Raw genomic sequence first — 14,970 nt, 5'->3', positions numbered from 1 at the left:
CACGCGTCAGTCGTCGCCGGCCGGTCCCGTCCCGGCCCCCGCGGGCAGGTCGTCGGTGAACCGGTGCCCGTGGTGGTCGAGGAGCCACCGGCCGAACAGGGAGCCGCCGAGGATGACGAATCCCACGCCGATGAGCCACGACTCGACGATGAGGACGACACCGACCGTGCCGTAGCTGATCGCGTTCTCGACGATCAGCGGTGTGAAGACGAAGTAGGAGAAGCCCCGCAGACCGATCAGGCCCGTCATGGTGGCGATCGCACCCGGCAGCAGGTGCCACCAGCGGACCTGGCCGCCCAGCAGGAAGCGCTGCCCCCACCAGAAGAACAGGACGCCGGTCACCAGCGAGAGGATGATCCGTTCAGGCCCTTGCAGGGTGTGGCGGGTCAGCACTTCCTGGTAGAGGAACGCGGTCAGGACGCACAGCCAGGTCGCCTGCCGCCAGATCCGGTGCCACGGCCCGGGAGGCAGGCTCCATATCCGCTCGTAGCCGTTCTGGATGCTCCCACCGAACGGGACACCGAACACGGCGAGTGCCAGCCCGCCCCACACGCTGGTGGTGCCGACCACCTCGCGCGGCGGGCTGATGATCTCCGCGAGGAGGCGCGCGGACCGGCCGGACAGGCCCATGCCGTCCGCGAGCCAGGCCGCGAAGCCGCCCCGCCCGAGCGGATCGGCGGCGGCGACCACGATGAGCAGGGGCGCCAGCGTGACCAGTGCCAGCGTGGCGAACCCCAGGGCGCGGTGCATCAGCTCCAGGTCACGGCCGCGCCGCAGCAGGATGTGGACACCCAGCCACTCCCATCCGTGCCGGAGCGTGCGCAGGTGACGCCTCACGGTGCGCTCCTTCGTCGGCTCGCGTACACGCGCCTGTGTCACCTGGCGGCATGCGGGGCAAACCTGGATGAAGCCGTCGTGGTGGGCGGGGCCGCGGGCGAGCGTGGTGATGCCGCCTCAGCGGCCGAGGGCGGGAAACGTGCTGTCTCTTCGTACGTGCGGCGGCAGGAGGGGACCGAGCCCTCCTGGTGCGCGGCACAGCACCGGCGCACCTGCGCCGCCGCGAGCCGAAGGAGACGTCGACGTCACTTCCTCGGCGGGACCGCGGCCACGGCGCGCAGCCGGACCGCCGCTGGACCGGGCGCCTTCCGCCGGGCGGGAGCCGGCGCCCCGCACCGACCGCGACACCCGGGGCCGGGCCCGCCGCCGGGTGCGCGGAGGCCGCGGGACAGGGGGCCGGACGTGCCGGACCGGTGGAGCCCGTGGGCCGTACCGGCTCTGCCGCGCCACGGGGACCGCACGACGAGCGCACCGGCCGGTCCGCCCGGCCGGTGACCCGCACCCGCGTCTCCTCGCCGTCTCCCGCACACGGCTCGCTCGCCAGGAGCGCCTCGCGGAGCCGGTCGAAACAGCGCCTCAGGATGCGCGACACCTGCATCTGGGAGACGCCGACGGCATCCGCGATCTGCTGCTGGGTGCGCTCCCGGTAGAAACGCAGGTAGAGGACCTGGCGGTCACGCTCCGGCAGTCGCTTCACCAGGGAAGCCAGGGACACGGTGTCGAGGACTCGACCGAGCGCCGGGTCCTCGGCACCGACCAGGCAGGCGAGCGAGGCCTCCTGGTCGTGCCCGGTGGGCTCGTCGAGGGAGCGCGGACGGCATTCGTGCACCGCCCGCAGTGTGGCCAGCACGCGGCCTCGTTCGAGCCCGGTGTGCTCGGCGATCTGCTCCGAGGTGGGCGAGCAGCCGCCGAGCCGCTGTTCGAGTTCCTCGACGGCCTGGAAGATCTGGCCGCTCGCCTCCTGGAGGGGCCGGGGCAGCCGTACGGCGGTCGTGCGGTCGCGCAGGTGCCGCCGGAGCTCACCGGTGACCGTGGGAAGCGCGTACGACAGGAAGGCGTGGCCCAGGGTGGGGTCGTAGCCGTCGACGGCCTTGATCAGTCCCAGGGACGCGACCTGGAGGAGATCGTCGAATTCCTCCCCCTGGCGTCGGAAGCGGCGCGTGACGCGGTGGGCCATCGGCAGCAGCAGGCGGATGACGTGGTCCCGAAGGGCGGCACGCCGCAGTCCCGGCGGGTGCTTCGAGAGCTCGCGCAGCAGCGCGTCGAGTTGCTCCGGGGACGGCTCCGGCACGGTGGCGTCGCGGGTCCGGATCACGCCGGCGGCTGAGGTGGACATGGGCCTCTGGGGGGAGGGGGCGGGCCTGCTGGGAGACGGTCTTCGGGCGTGGACAGCCACCTTCACCAGGGGGCCGTGGTGTCCACGTCAGTCTCGGAGTCACCCTTCGGCCGGTCTTCGAAACACGTCCTGCGCCGCGTGCGGGACATCTGTCCGTCCCGCGAGTGACGTCGGGCGCCGACCGGTTGCGCTCCCGGGCCGGTATGTGCAGCCCGACCGGGCCTGAGGCACGCCCCCCTTTGTGCCGAGGCAACCGACGCGTGAGGCGACCGCCCGCCCCGGGTGCCGGAGCGGACGGTGCGGGAGCGCCTTGTGCCGCCGGCCCGGTGGCGGTCCGGTGTCCGCGGCCTACCAGCGGTTGCGGTGCACGACCTCTTCGACCGGACGGCGGCTCACCGGACCGAACCTGCCGCGCGGCCACCCCACCGGGACGGCTGCGAAGGTGTTCATGTCGTCGGGAATGCCGAGGGCGGCCTTCCACTCCTCCTCCAGCATCAGGTGCCAGATGGTGATGTTGGCGGCCAGGCCCAGGCCCCGCGCGGCGAGCAGCAGGTTCTGCACGCCCGGGTAGACGCAGGAACCCTCCGCGAGGGCGGCGAAACGCTCCTGGATCCGCCCCATGCGTGCCGTCCCCTCGGCGCCGAGCTCCTCGGCGTAGCGCCGCATGCCCTCCTCCTCGATCCTCGGCTCCGGGAACCGGTAGCAGGGGATGATCAGTGCCGGGGTCTCGGCGAAGTGGTCGCGCTGGTACTCGATGGCGGCGACCATGCGTCCGTACGCGGCCTCGTCCATGCCGGCGGGGGCGTACTTGCCGGTCGTGGCCAGGTAGGCGTCCACGCACCGCTTCCACAACGGGGCGAGGTCGGCCATGACCGCGGGGTCGGTGACGACGACGTACTCGTACCGCTGCATGTTGCCGCCGCTGGGGCCCCAGACGGCCGCCTGTATCAGCCGGTCCAGGAGCTCGTCGGGCACCGGGTCGGGCCGCAGGCGCCGCATGGCCCGCATGGTGGACATGGTCGCGAAGAGGGTCGGTTCGGCGGTGTCGCCGGTCGGTGCCCCGGAGAGGGTGGCTTCAGAGGTCATGGTCGTGAGTGTAGGGACGGCGCGCCCCGTCCGGACCACCAGGTCACGTTTGCTTCGTCGCGCCGGGAGGAGTCATCTGCCCGATAACCACTCGCTTTTGATGCCCCGTCACCGAATCGGTCGAAAAGCTGACGGAGGTGATCCCGGCCGCCAGGACGACAACGGCCCTGAGAGACGGACGGCCCGCCGAGGCGACCGCCCCGCCGGGCCGTCGTTCATGCCTCGGGCACCGGCACCCGCCCGCGTTTGTCATGTGCGCAGGTGGGGACTCGGGGCCCATGACTGCAAAGCCACGTCGTCGCCGGATGCAGCAGAACCGGGTGCTGTCGCTCCTGGACCGTCTGGAACGGGCGCCTCGGGCGGACCCGGCGATCGACGCTCTTCGCTCGGCGGTCCGCTCCCTGCCGCTGGGGCGCGGACGGGACGTGCTGCACGGCAGGGGGCTGGGGCACCCGCTCCATCCGCTGCTGGTGCAGGTGCCGGTCGGGAGCTGGCTGTCCGCGGCGGTGCTGGACGCCGTGCCCGGCCGCTCCCGCGAGGCGGGGCTGCTGGTCGGGGTCGGCCTGGCCGCGGCCGGGCCCGCCGCGCTGGCGGGCGCCGTCGACTGGGCGGAGCTGCACCGCGAGCAGGCGCGGGTGGGGCTGGTGCACGCCGCGGCGAACTGGGCGGCCGTGGGCCTGTACGCGGCCTCGCTCGGCTGCCGGCTCGCGGGGCGTGCGGGGGCCGGCCGGGTGTACGGCGTCCTGGGGCTGACGGCGGTGGGGCTCGGCGGCATGCTGGGCGGCCACCTGGCCTACCGGCAGGCGTCCGGGGCCAACCACGCGGAAGAGGTGGCGCACGTCGTCCGGGAGGGCTGGCACCGGATCGGGGCCGTGGCCGAGTTCCCGGCCGGGCGGCCCGTGCGGCGCGTCGTGGACGACGTGCCGGTGCTGGTGGTCCGGGAGTCCGGCGGGGCGATCCACGCGCTGGCCGAGCGGTGCAGCCATCTGGCCGGTCCGCTGTCCGAGGGCACGGTCGCCGACGGATGTGTCCGGTGCCCGTGGCACGGCAGTGTCTTCCGGCTCGCGGACGGCTGGAACGTCCGCGGCCCGGCCACCGCGCCGCAGCCCGCCTTCGACACCCGGGTCCTCGACGGGCAGGTCGAGGTGCGCCTGCGCCGAGCCGACCGGGAAGCGGACGGCGAGTGGAGCGGGAGCGGAGTGGCCCGCGCCAGTGGGTACGCCGGCTGACAGCCGCTTCGCCTGACGGATCGACGGGCTTTCGCGGCGCACAACGTGGCTGTCCGGGGCAGGAAGCCCCCTGGACGGCTGTCTCGCGGCCGTGGCGGGACGACCTGGATCTCGGCGTGCCGTAGCCGGCCCGCCCCGAGGGACTGTCCCGACCGTCAGCGCTGCACGGCCGGTCCGCCGACGGTGCCGAGTCTGCCGTTCTCCCGCAGCCGTTGCTCGACCTCGGCCGGGGACGACGGAGGGCCGACGTCCGTGCCGCCGAAGCGCTGGGGAAGGAGCCGTGCGGCGCCGCCAGTTGCCCACCGCGGCACCCCCACCTGGTCTGCGGCAGTGGACGGGGGCGCAGGCGGTGCCGGCGAAGGCGTTCTCCCTTCGCTTCCGGCAAACACCGCCTTGTCCGGCTCGATGAGCACCTGTCCCCGGCCTGGAAGCCGGGCAACGTCCGCCTCACCCCTTGGCGCCCCGGCGGTCGACGCGCCCGGAAGACCGCGCGTGCCACCGCTCGGCCAGCCAGGAGGCGGTGAGGAAGGCCGGCAGGGTCACCCCGATCAGCAGCGCGCAGCCGGTGAACGCGCTCGCCAGGAAAAGGCCGCCCACCCGCGCCACGCCTTGGTAGTAGCCGACCACCACGCCCATCAGCAGCGCGTAGCCGCCGACAGCGGTGCCGGCCACCTTGCGGATCAGAACGGGCCAGCCCCGCTTGTCGGTGGGCACGGGCCGTACCGTGTCCCGGCGCAGGACCCGCAGGCCGAGGGCCAGGTACCCCATGACCAGCAGATAGCCGGCCAGCATGAGGGCGACGTTCAGATGCACGGGGATCAGGGAAGGTCCCTCCTTCCGGTGCGGGACTGATCTTCACACCCCTCAGTGTCCGTCCCGGAGCAGGAAGTGCCACCCGCGGACGAAAGCATGCCAGCCGAACCACAGCCACAGCGCGAACAGGGCCCACCGCCCCATTGGATAGCGCATGACCGCGCGCAGTGTGTCACTGAGGGTGGGGAACGCGTCGCCGGCCCGCAGCAGGCCGACGCCCTCCCAGGCGAACAGGGCGCCGAACAGAACCGCCCAGACCAGATAACCGATCACCGGATGCTCCGCCACCATGACCTCCCACATCCATGCACGCCTGTCTGGCGGCCGTTCCCCATGGTTCCGCCTCGACAGGGTCCGTATCGGTTCCAGCAGCGCACGGCGGGTCGGGCGATGCCGTGATCAGGGGGCCCGCGCCCGTCTCCTCGCCCAGGATTCCTGCGCCGCCCACCGCGCGATTCCGTTCACACCGCCTTCGTCGCCACCGGCCGCGCATCGGCCTCTCCCCGGTGGCGGGAGACGTGATGCCCACTCACCATTGCGGCGAGAGCACGCGAGACCTCCGGCACATGGGACGGTTCCGATGGATGGTCCGACGGACGCGGAGCGGGAACGCTCCGGAAGCGGCGGGGACGGGACAGGCCTGGACCGCAGGCGGTTCCTCGGGGTGACCGCGGCGGCCGGCGTCTGGACCGCGGGCACGGCGCTGACCGGCTGCGACACGGCGTCCGGCGGCGACCCGGACGCACCGGCCGACCCGTCCGAGGCTTCCCGTCCGGGCGACTCCGGCTGGCGCATCCGTTCAAAGGGTCCGCCCGAGGCCGTTCTCGGCTACACCGACAAGGTGAGCGTCCTGCCGGGGGAGGACTTCGGGCTGTACGTGTCCACCACTGCGCCGGAGTTCCGTGTCTCGGCGTACCGGATGGGCTGGTACAGAGGCGCGCAGGCCCGCCTGGTCTGGCGCTCCGACAGGGTGGCCGGGCACGTCCAGAGAGAGCCGGAGCCGGCTCCGAGGACGCGCACGGTACGGGCGGGCTGGAAGCGTACGGTCCTCATCCACACCGACGGCTGGCCGGAGGGCGCCTACCTGCTCCGTCTCGACGCTTCGAGCGGCCACCAGCGGTACGTCCCCCTGATCGTCCGCTCGGCGACCGCCAGGGGGAGGACCCTGCTGATCCATGCGCCGGCGACCTGGCAGGCGTACAACCTGTGGGGCGGCCACAGCCTTTACGAGGGCGACGACGGATCGTACGGGACGCGTTCCCTGGCCGTCTCCTTCGCCCGGCCCTACGACAGCGACGGAGCCGAGAAGTTCCTGGTGTACGAGCGGGCCGTGGTCGTCCTCGCGGAGCGGCTGGGCATACCGCTGGCGTACACCACCGGCGTCGACATCCACCGCGACCCGGCGGTGCTGCGGGGTGCCGTGTCCGCGGTCGTGCTCGGCCACGACGAATACTGGACACCCCGACAGCGGCAGTCCATGACCCGGGCCCGCGACGCCGGAACCAACCTGGCTTTCCTCGGCGCCAACACCTGCTTCCGCCGGATCAGGCTCGAGGACGGGGACCGCACCGTGGTCTGCTACAAGACCGACTACCGCCACGATCCCCTGTATCCCCGCCACGGCGCCCTGGTGACCACCGACTTCCGCCAGGCACCCGACCCCGACCCGGAATCGTCCTTGACGGGGGTCCTCTACGAGGGCTATCCCGTGAACGCCCCCTATGTCGTCCGCAACGCCGGGCACTGGCTCTTCGCGGGCACCGGAGTGAAGCGGGGCGACTCCTTCGCCCATCTCGTCGGCGTCGAGTACGACCGTGTCACCCCGGGGTCGCTTCCGGACGCGCCGATCGAGATCATCGCCCACTCCCCCCTGGTCTGCAACGGCAGGAGAAGCCACTCCGATTCGGCGTACTACACGGTGCCGAGCGGGGCCGGCGTCTTCGCGTCCGGGACGATGCGGTGGGTCGAGGGCCTCATGGCCGGGACGGGGGAGAACGGCCGCAACCACGGCATGGACGCGCGCACCGGGGCCTTCGTGACCCGCGCCACCGAGAACCTGCTCCGGGCCTTCGCGGAGGGACCGGCCGCCAAGACCCGGCCGGCACCCCGCGACAACGTGCGCGAGGTCTACGGCTCGACCTGAGACGGACGCGCCCGCGCCGACCGGCCGACCCGAAGCCGGCCCCGGTCACGCCGAGGCCCTTGCCGGCCCGTTCGATCCGGCGGGTCCCCGCGCAGGACCGTTCGGCCTTCCTCGTACGAGCCGATCATGGCGAAGAATTCGTGGGGGCATCGGGGTTGTCGGGATGCGCGGAGAACCCGAACACCGCTTCCGGTACACCGCCGTCGGACGAGGTGATGTCCAGCCCGAGCCGTGTCCTGCCCTGGTTGCGGAGGTGGCTGCCCCGCCGGGTGCCCACCACCGGCGGCTCCTCGGGGGCGGGCGCCTCGACGGACCGGGCCGGGCCGGACCGGGACGGAGTCGGTCCGGGACGGAGTCGGTCCGGTCGGTGGCCGGGTCGGCCCGGCCGCGGCCGACGGTCGATCCGCCGGGCCTCCGCCCCCGAGGAGACGCCGGCGTGGGCGCGGCGGGGGTAGCCTCCACCCATGCCGAGCTTCGAGATCACACCGATAGGTACGGTCCGAAACAACCGGACGGACGTCCAGCACACGGACAACTGGGGTGCCGTCCGCAGCACGATCACCATCGACGAGCGCTTCGGCGAGGCCTGCCTCCAGGGTCTGGAGGGCTTCTCCCACGTGGAAGTCCTCTTCGTCTTCGACCGGTTCCCGGAACTCGACGACCACCGCGAACCCCGCCCCTACCGCGGCCGCTCCGACCTCCCGCCCGTCGGCGTCTTCGCCGGCCGCGGCCCCCGCAGACCGAACCGCATCGGGTCGACGTGCTGCGCCGTCGAATCCGTCCGCGGCCGCGAACTGACGGTGGTGGGCCTCGACGCGGTCTCGGGCACCCCGGTCATCGACCTGAAGCCGGCCATGGCGGAGTTCCGCCCGGTGGACATCGAGCAGCCGGAATGGGTCAGCCGCCTGATGTCGGAGTACTTCCAGCCGTAAGCGGAGTCTGGGGGTGAAACCCCTGGAATCCCCGGTGAGGAGACTGCCGCGGCAGCCGGTCTCCAGCTGCTTTCCGGCCCCGCGTTCTCCGTTCGTCCGCCGTCCGCCGGGCGCGCGGCTCCCAGGCGCATGCGGATCACCGTGTACGTCTCGCCGTCCCCCGGCGGCCGTGTCCAGGAGCGGGTGGTGAACGTGTGCAGCCGCCCGCTCACGATGGCGCGACGCAGCAGATGGGCGCCGAACTCCTCGGCCTCGTCCAGCGTCTCTGGCCGGATGTCGTCTCGGTGAATCTCCTTCACACCGGCCACACTTGTTCCTCCACGACACCTGCACACCGTTCAACGGTGGCCCGCGCCGGGGAGCCCGAGGATGCTGCCAGAGACGACGCCCGAGGACGACGGGACGACCGCGCCGCCCACCCCTGACCGGCCCCCCGCGGCCCGCGTCACCCTGCGGGCCGATCTGCGGGCCGCACTGGTCGACGCGAGTGCGGCGGTCGTCCTCACGGCGGCTGTGTTCGTGTTCTTCTGGGCGCGCATGGAGTCGGGCGAGTCGGCGACGGTCGCGGTCATGCCGTTCATGGACGACCCGCGTACGTACTGGATGTACCTGCTCAGCCAGGCGTTCGGCTGGTCGGGGCTGCTGTGGGCGTGGGGCACGGTCATGCTCGGGCTGCTGTTGTCGGGGCCGCGCCCGGCCCGGCTGCCCGTCTCCCGGCAGGTCCTGGAACGCTGGCACCGCACCACCAGTCTGACCACGATGGCGCTGATGTTCGCGCACGCGCTGATGTTCTCGGCCGAACTCGTGCGCTACGAAGATCAGGTGGGGTGGGCCGAGCGGTTGTGGGTCGGCTTCGCGGACGCCTTCGTGCCCGGCTGGTACGACTCCGGGACCGGCCGCATCGCCATCCCCCTCGGGCAGGGCGCCCTGTACCTGGCGATCCCCCTGGGGCTGCTGTTCTACGTCCGGCACCGCATCGGTGCGAACGCCTGGCGCCGACTGCACCGCTTCGTGATCGTCGTGTACGTGCTGAGCGTGTGGCACACCCTGCTGTACGGCACCAACGTCTGGTACGGCGAGTGGCCGCGCACCGTGTTGTGGCTGCTGCAACTGCCGGTCGCCGTCATGCTGTTGCTCCGGTTGCTGCGGCCGGCCCGGCGGGCGGAGCGGCTGGGTGCGCCGGGCCGGTGCCAGGGAGGGTCCCTGCCGGGCTGGGGCCTGCGGGCCGCGGGTCGGGTCGCCGCCGCGGCCGTCGTGATCGGTCTCCTCGCGGTGGTGGCGTCCGGCCACGACGGCGGCCGGGACCGCCTGACCGAGCCGCCCGTGAGCAGCCCGCACGCCCCCGAAACGGAATGACCGCTCGGCCCGAGCCGGTGGGCGAGGTGCCCGGCCCTTCGGCCGGGCCGTACCCCGGGGCGGGCAGAGGCCATCGTGGTGCGGGCGCCACCCGAGTGGAGGGCTGGCCGGCGACAGGGCGACGGCGGAGCGAGGAAGCCGGTGTGAATCCGGCGCGGTCCCGCCACTGGGACCGGTGAGCGGATCCCGACAGGCCACTGCCCGGGGCGGGTGGGAAGGCCGGGGCGAGCCTCGACCCGAGAGCCAGGGAACTCACGCGGTCGCCCCTCGACGAACCACCGGGGCGGATCTCACCGGAGACACGAAGGGCGTGGCGTGCCCGCAGCGCCGACCGGGGCGACGACCGAGGAGCCGGCGGGCGCAACCGCGGCCGGACCGGTTCCGTGCCGCATCGTCGTGCCGGGACTGCTGTTGCGGCAGACCCGAGGCGACCGGTGTCGATCACACGGCCCGGACCCGACGCCTGCGCACGGTGGCGCCGGTACGTGTCTCCACATGCTCGACGTCTGCGACCGGGCCGACGTCATTGTCGTCCAGCCCCCCCCGCCGAGGGCCGTGCCGTCGGTGCCCGGCCGGTCTGACCGGGGTCGGCCGACCTGTCCGACGGTGAGGGCGAACACGGGGGCCGGCAACGGGCATCGGCCGCCAGGTGGATCTTGGTGGTTGCCTCCCGTGGGTCGACCGATCTCTGCCGCCCCCGGCACCGGGCACCTGGCGGTCGCGCCCCGCGAGGTGCCCCTCGACGGTCGGCGCGCGGGCACCGTACGGTCGGCGATGGTCACACCGGGCCTGCCGGGCGGGCGACTCCGGCCGCAGGGAAGAGAAGAAGGGCGGGAAGCTCCGATGGAGGGCAAGGACCCCTGGATCAGACCACTGCGCGGTGCCGTGCCACCTCACGCGCGCGTGCTCTTCTTTCCGCACGCCGGTGGCGCCGCCTCGTTCTACGCGCCGTTCGCACGGCGGTTCCCCGAGGGGTACGATGTCGCGGCCGTTCAGTACCCGGGGCGGCAGGAGCGCTTCGACGAGCCGTTCGTGGCGACCGTCGAAGGACTCGCCGACCGGCTGCTGCCGTCCCTGCGGCGATGGGCGGCGGAGCCCGTGCCGCTCGTGCTCGTCGGCCACAGCATGGGGGCGTCCGTTGCCTTCGAGTCGGTACTCCGGCTCGGGCGCGACCGGTTGACGGCACACTGCCGTCTCGTCGTTTCCGGCCGGACCGCCCCGTCGGCACCGCGCGAGATCCCGGCTTTCGACTCCGACCAGGAGATCCTCGACCACCTTGCCGGTCTCGGCGGCACCGACCCGGAGATCGTCCGCAGCCCGGATCTCATGGACCTGTTCCTGCCCGTCATACGCAATGACTACCGGGCGGTGACCCGGTACCGGCCGGTCCCCGACGCCGTGGTGGACACGCCCGTCCTCTGCCTGACCGGGGACCGGGACCCGCAGGTCGCGCCGGAGGAGGCCGCGGCCTGGAAGAGTCACACCACGGCCGGTTTCCGGCTGAAAACGCTCCCCGGGGAGCACTTCTTCCTGGCGGACCATCCGGACACCGTCGTGCGGCTCGTCGCCGAGTGCGCCGACGCCGACGGGCGATGACGGACGGCATGTTCGCGGCTCGCGGGGGCTTGCGGTACTGCAGCGAGCGGGTTGGTGTACGCCCGCGCACGCACGGGGTCGTGAGCGCCGGTGGCTTCCTTCACGCGCCGGGTCGTTCGCCCGTGTGCCGGGTGTCCGTCAAGGGGTTCGGCACGGGCGGCGTTCAGACATGCCGCTGCCGAATCTGGCCGAAACCCACGGGGTGGGTGACCATGCCTCAGTGGCGGATGGTGCAGGTGGCGGCGGTCATGGCCCGGTTGTCACGAGAGAAGTGAATTCCCCGTTGGTGCAAGGGGTTTGAGTGCGAGTCGACGGGTACACGCCCCTCGCGGCGGGCCGCTGACTGGGCATCTCCCCTCCGGTTTCGGGGGGTTGCCATTGTGTGACCCAACGTGAAAACTGTGAGCGCATTCGGCCCGGAGGTATCGGGTCGAAGCGTGTTCTGGCACGAAAAAAAGCACTGAATCGTGGAACAGGAGAGTTCTGCGCGGGGCCGCTGCGCAGGAAAGTCGGGGGGATGCGGTGATGTCTGTTGGGTGCCTGGCGCACGTGTCACCAGGCTGCGGGCGTGCGGACCTGTCGGCCGCACGGCGGACGTCCAGACCGCTCGGAGCCGCCCCGTCGTACGGAACCTGTCCCGAGGTCTGCTGACGCCCCGGGAAGCCACCCGCATTCCGTGCGGGGCGGACGGGCGGGCGGCCCCGAGCGGCGGCCGGCCCAGCCTGACCACGAGTCGGCCGCCTGGCGCGGAGCGAGGACCGCCGACCGGTGCCATACCCGTTGACCACGCCCATGACGGCCACGGCTTCCCGCCCTGCCCGGCGGCCCCACAGTGCCGTCGGTGACCCACCGCCGGGCCCGCACGCCCTCACCCAAGGAGGAACGGTGACCAGCACACAACTGTCCGGGACCGAATCGCCCCTGGACGCGTTGGCCGACCGGTGGCGGTCCTTGCGCGAGGCGGGCCCCGTGACCTACGACGAAGGGCAGAAGCAGTGGCGCGTCGTGGACCACCAGGGGGTCTCCGCCGTCCTCGCCGACCCGGCGACGTACTCGTCCGACCTCACACCGATCACCCCCACCCAGCAGGACTTCGAGACCTTCCGGCAGGGCAACTTCGTCGGCATGGACCCGCCGGAACACCGCAAACTCCGCACCTTGGTGAGCCAGGCCTTCACCCCCAGAGTGGTCCACGGGCTCGAACCGCGCATCGAGGCCGTGTGCGCGAGCCTGCTCGACGGTGTCGCGGACCGGGACCGGTTCGACCTGGTCGACACCCTCGCCCACCCCCTGCCGATCGTCGTGATCGCCGAACTCCTCGGCATCCCCGCCGGCGACCACGGACTGTTCCAGGAGTGGGCCGGCACCCTCTTCGGCGGCGACCAGCTCGGCGACAGTCTCGACATGGCCGACCTGGAACGGGCGTTGGAGGCCATCGCCCCGACCGTGCGCGAGATGAACGGCTACGTGCTGGACCACATCCGGCGCCGCCGCGCCCACCCCGGGGACGACCTCACCAGCAGACTCCTCACCGCCGAGGTGGACGGAGTGCGCCTGGCGGACGAGGAGATCGTCGGATTCGTCGCCCTGCTGCTGGTCGCCGGGCACGTCACCACCACCGCGTTGCTCGGCAACGCCGTGGTCACCTTCGACCGGCATCCCGGAACCCTTGCCGCGCTGCGCGAGGACCCCGGTCGGCTGCCGGACGCCGTCGAGGAGGTACTGCGCTGGCTGCCGCCCTTCCCCGAACTGGGAAGGCGCACCACCCGGCCGGTGGTGCTCGGCGGCCACGAGATCCCGGCCGACACCCTGCTGATGGCGCACCTGGGTGCCGCCAACCGTGACCCCTCCCGCTTCACCGCTCCGGACGTCTTCGACGTGGCCCGCAGTCCGAATCCCCATCTGACCTTCGGCCACGGCATCCACTTCTGCTTCGGCGCACCGCTGGCCCGGCTGGAGGCACGGATCGCGCTGCACATGCTGATGGACCGTTTCCCCACCCTCACGGTCCCCTCCTACGACGACGTCACGTACCAGAACCCGGCAGTCATCGTCGGCGTACGCCACCTGCCGATCGCCGTCACCAGACCGTGACGCGCGTCGACACGCCCAGGTTCCGCACCGCTCACCCGCGGGCCCGGCCGTGTTCTCTCCCCGCACCCGCTCTCCCCAGGAGTCCCCTGCTCATGCTGTACACCGCCGCCGCTCCGGCCGCCGACCGACCGCTGTCCCCGCTGCGCCAGGAGTTACAGAGCCGCCTCGACTCCCTCGCGCGCGTCCACCGCGTGCCCGGCGCCCAACTGGCCGTCCACACCGGCACGCACACCCTCAGCGTGCACACCGGAACGGCCGACGCCCTGACGGGAACCCCGTTCACCGCCGACACGGCCGTACCCCTGGGCTCCGTCACCAAGCTCGGCACGGCCGCCGCCGTGCTGCTCCTCGCCGACGACGGAGACCTCGACCTCGACGAGCCCGCCGCCGAACTGCTGCCCGAATTCAGGTTATTGCCTGAGGTGACCGTGCGTCACCTGCTCAGCCACACCGCCGGCCTGCCCACCGGGCCCGACTCCGACAGCGCCGCGGGCACCACCACCACGCGCTACCTCTCGGCGGTCTGCACCGCGCAGAGCGCCCTGTTCCCGCCGGGAACCGGCTTCTCCTACTCCAACGCCGGCTACGTCGCCGTCGGCCGGATCATGTCCGAAGTGACGGGCATGACCTGGCAGGAAGCGCTGCGAGCGCTCCTCCTCGAACCCCTCGGCATCGTCCCCGCCCTCCTCGGCGACGCCACCCCCGCGCGGCCGGTCGCCACCGGCCACGCCCTCAACACGGCCACGGGCCTGGTGCGCCCGGCCCACCAGAACCTCGCCCCGGTGGAGGCTCCGGCCGGAGCCCTGCTGGCGAGCGCCGAGGACCTGGTGACCCTGGGAAGGGCCGTCACCGGCCGGTCCACCGTCCTGCCCGCGTCCGCCGCCGCCCGGATGCGCCGCTCCGAACCGGCCGCCGACCCCGGTGCCCTGGCGGACTCCTGGGGCCTGGGCCTCGCCCTCTTCCAGCAGGACGGCCGCGTGTGGTGCGGCCACGACGGCAACGCCCAGGGCACCTCCTGCCATCTGCGGGCCGAGCCGGACAGCGGTGTCGTCGTCGCCTTCACCGGCAATGCCGGCGGCGCCACCGCCCTGTGGCGGGACCTCGCCGCCGACCTCACCCGGCTCACCGGCATACGCGTGCCGACCTCCCCGGTCACCGCCCGCCGCGGCCGCGCCGTACCGCTGCCGGAGTGCGCCGGCACCTACCGCAACGGGGGCGCCGAGTACGCGGTCAAGCTCGACGGGGCCGGCACGCCGACCCTGTCCGTCGACGGCGACTGCCCCATACCGCTGGTGTGTTACCCGGACCTGTCCTGCGATCTGGTCGACCCGGCAACCGGCCGGCACGAACCCGGCGGCCGCTTCCACCGCGACCCCGCCACCGGGACCATCGACCGCCTGCAGATATCCGGGCGCACCGCGCGCCGCACCGGCACCGTCTGACAGCCCGCGTCACGCACCCGCCCCGTACGCCCGGATCCCCGCACCGCTCCGGTGTGCCCACGGGCTGCCCGAGACCGGCGCGCCGGGTCCGCGCGTCGCCCCACGC

The 14,970-nt window shown here is 72.8% G+C and carries 14 protein-coding genes, 1 pseudogene and 1 riboswitch; of the genes and pseudogenes, 8 read left to right on the top strand and 7 right to left on the bottom strand.

What is annotated here, in order from left to right; all coding sequences use genetic code 11:
* Positions 1-6: 6 nt before the first annotated feature.
* From AB0I73_RS16730 to AB0I73_RS16720, 3 genes are all read right to left on the bottom strand, one after another.
* Positions 7-837, bottom strand: coding sequence for a ribonuclease BN (locus AB0I73_RS16730; protein ID WP_363037961.1), 831 nt, complete (start codon positions 835-837; stop codon positions 7-9).
* Positions 761-2,173, bottom strand: a complete 1,413-nt coding sequence (locus AB0I73_RS16725; RefSeq protein WP_363037959.1) for a sigma-70 family RNA polymerase sigma factor — start codon at positions 2,171-2,173, stop codon at positions 761-763. The genes AB0I73_RS16730 and AB0I73_RS16725 overlap by 77 nt, the downstream gene beginning before the upstream one ends.
* 348 nt (positions 2,174-2,521) lie before the next feature.
* The gene (locus AB0I73_RS16720; protein ID WP_363037957.1) at positions 2,522-3,259 is read right to left on the bottom strand and encodes a nitroreductase family protein; all 738 of its coding nucleotides are present in this window, start codon (positions 3,257-3,259) and stop codon (positions 2,522-2,524) included.
* Between the two features lie 278 nt (positions 3,260-3,537).
* Between AB0I73_RS16720 and AB0I73_RS16715 the strand changes: the two genes are divergently transcribed.
* Positions 3,538-4,488, top strand: coding sequence for a Rieske (2Fe-2S) protein (locus AB0I73_RS16715; RefSeq protein WP_363037955.1), 951 nt, complete (start codon positions 3,538-3,540; stop codon positions 4,486-4,488).
* A gap of 155 nt (positions 4,489-4,643) precedes the next feature.
* Here the strand turns inward: AB0I73_RS16715 and AB0I73_RS16710 are convergent, their stop codons facing one another.
* From AB0I73_RS16710 to AB0I73_RS16700, 3 genes are all read right to left on the bottom strand, one after another.
* A complete protein-coding gene (locus AB0I73_RS16710) occupies positions 4,644-4,799 on the bottom strand; it encodes a hypothetical protein (RefSeq protein WP_363037953.1) in 156 nt (51 codons plus the stop codon).
* A 136-nt stretch (positions 4,800-4,935) separates the two neighbouring features.
* The gene (locus AB0I73_RS16705; protein WP_363037951.1) at positions 4,936-5,301 is read right to left on the bottom strand and encodes a DUF6256 family protein; all 366 of its coding nucleotides are present in this window, start codon (positions 5,299-5,301) and stop codon (positions 4,936-4,938) included.
* 51 nt (positions 5,302-5,352) lie between these two features.
* Entirely contained in the window at positions 5,353-5,604 is a 252-nt protein-coding gene (locus tag AB0I73_RS16700; protein WP_363037949.1) for a DUF6186 family protein, read from the bottom strand.
* A gap of 277 nt (positions 5,605-5,881) precedes the next feature.
* Between AB0I73_RS16700 and AB0I73_RS16695 the strand changes: the two genes are divergently transcribed.
* Positions 5,882-7,444, top strand: a complete 1,563-nt coding sequence (locus AB0I73_RS16695; RefSeq protein ID WP_363037947.1) for a N,N-dimethylformamidase beta subunit family domain-containing protein — start codon at positions 5,882-5,884, stop codon at positions 7,442-7,444.
* A 124-nt stretch (positions 7,445-7,568) separates the two neighbouring features.
* Here AB0I73_RS16695 and AB0I73_RS16690 read toward each other — a convergent pair whose 3' ends face one another.
* Positions 7,569-7,724, bottom strand: a complete 156-nt coding sequence (locus tag AB0I73_RS16690) for a hypothetical protein (protein ID WP_363037945.1) — start codon at positions 7,722-7,724, stop codon at positions 7,569-7,571.
* A gap of 184 nt (positions 7,725-7,908) precedes the next feature.
* Between AB0I73_RS16690 and AB0I73_RS16685 the strand changes: the two genes are divergently transcribed.
* The 6 genes and pseudogenes from AB0I73_RS16685 to AB0I73_RS16660 all read left to right on the top strand — a co-directional run bounded on the left by AB0I73_RS16685 (position 7,909) and on the right by AB0I73_RS16660 (position 14,864).
* Positions 7,909-8,376 carry an SAM-dependent methyltransferase gene (locus tag AB0I73_RS16685; protein ID WP_363037943.1) on the top strand — a complete coding sequence of 156 codons (468 nt, stop codon included), beginning with the start codon at positions 7,909-7,911 and terminating at the stop codon, positions 8,374-8,376.
* A gap of 369 nt (positions 8,377-8,745) precedes the next feature.
* Positions 8,746-9,732 carry a ferric reductase-like transmembrane domain-containing protein gene (locus tag AB0I73_RS16680; RefSeq protein ID WP_363037941.1) on the top strand — a complete coding sequence of 329 codons (987 nt, stop codon included), beginning with the start codon at positions 8,746-8,748 and terminating at the stop codon, positions 9,730-9,732.
* 131 nt (positions 9,733-9,863) lie between these two features.
* Positions 9,864-9,986, top strand: a riboswitch (cobalamin riboswitch).
* Positions 9,987-10,122: 136 nt separating this feature from the next.
* A pseudogene (locus AB0I73_RS16675) lies at positions 10,123-10,310 on the top strand ((2Fe-2S) ferredoxin domain-containing protein); the annotation flags it as partial.
* 265 nt (positions 10,311-10,575) lie between these two features.
* Positions 10,576-11,328 (top strand): alpha/beta fold hydrolase, encoded by a 753-nt coding sequence (locus AB0I73_RS16670; protein WP_363037939.1) that lies wholly within the window; start codon positions 10,576-10,578, stop codon positions 11,326-11,328.
* An 885-nt stretch (positions 11,329-12,213) separates the two neighbouring features.
* On the top strand, positions 12,214-13,422 hold the full coding sequence (locus AB0I73_RS16665; protein WP_363037937.1) for a cytochrome P450: 1,209 nt from the start codon (positions 12,214-12,216) through the stop codon (positions 13,420-13,422).
* 92 nt (positions 13,423-13,514) lie between these two features.
* Positions 13,515-14,864 (top strand): serine hydrolase domain-containing protein, encoded by a 1,350-nt coding sequence (locus tag AB0I73_RS16660; protein ID WP_363037935.1) that lies wholly within the window; start codon positions 13,515-13,517, stop codon positions 14,862-14,864.
* The last annotated feature ends 106 nt before the right edge of the window (positions 14,865-14,970 follow it).

Origin of the sequence: Streptomyces sp. NPDC050388 (assembly GCF_040655635.1) — a bacterium.
In the GTDB taxonomy this organism is placed as follows: Bacteria; Actinomycetota; Actinomycetes; order Streptomycetales; family Streptomycetaceae; genus Streptomyces.
Note: the sequence above shows the minus strand (reverse complement) of the source record. Positions and strands in the feature narration are given on the sequence as shown.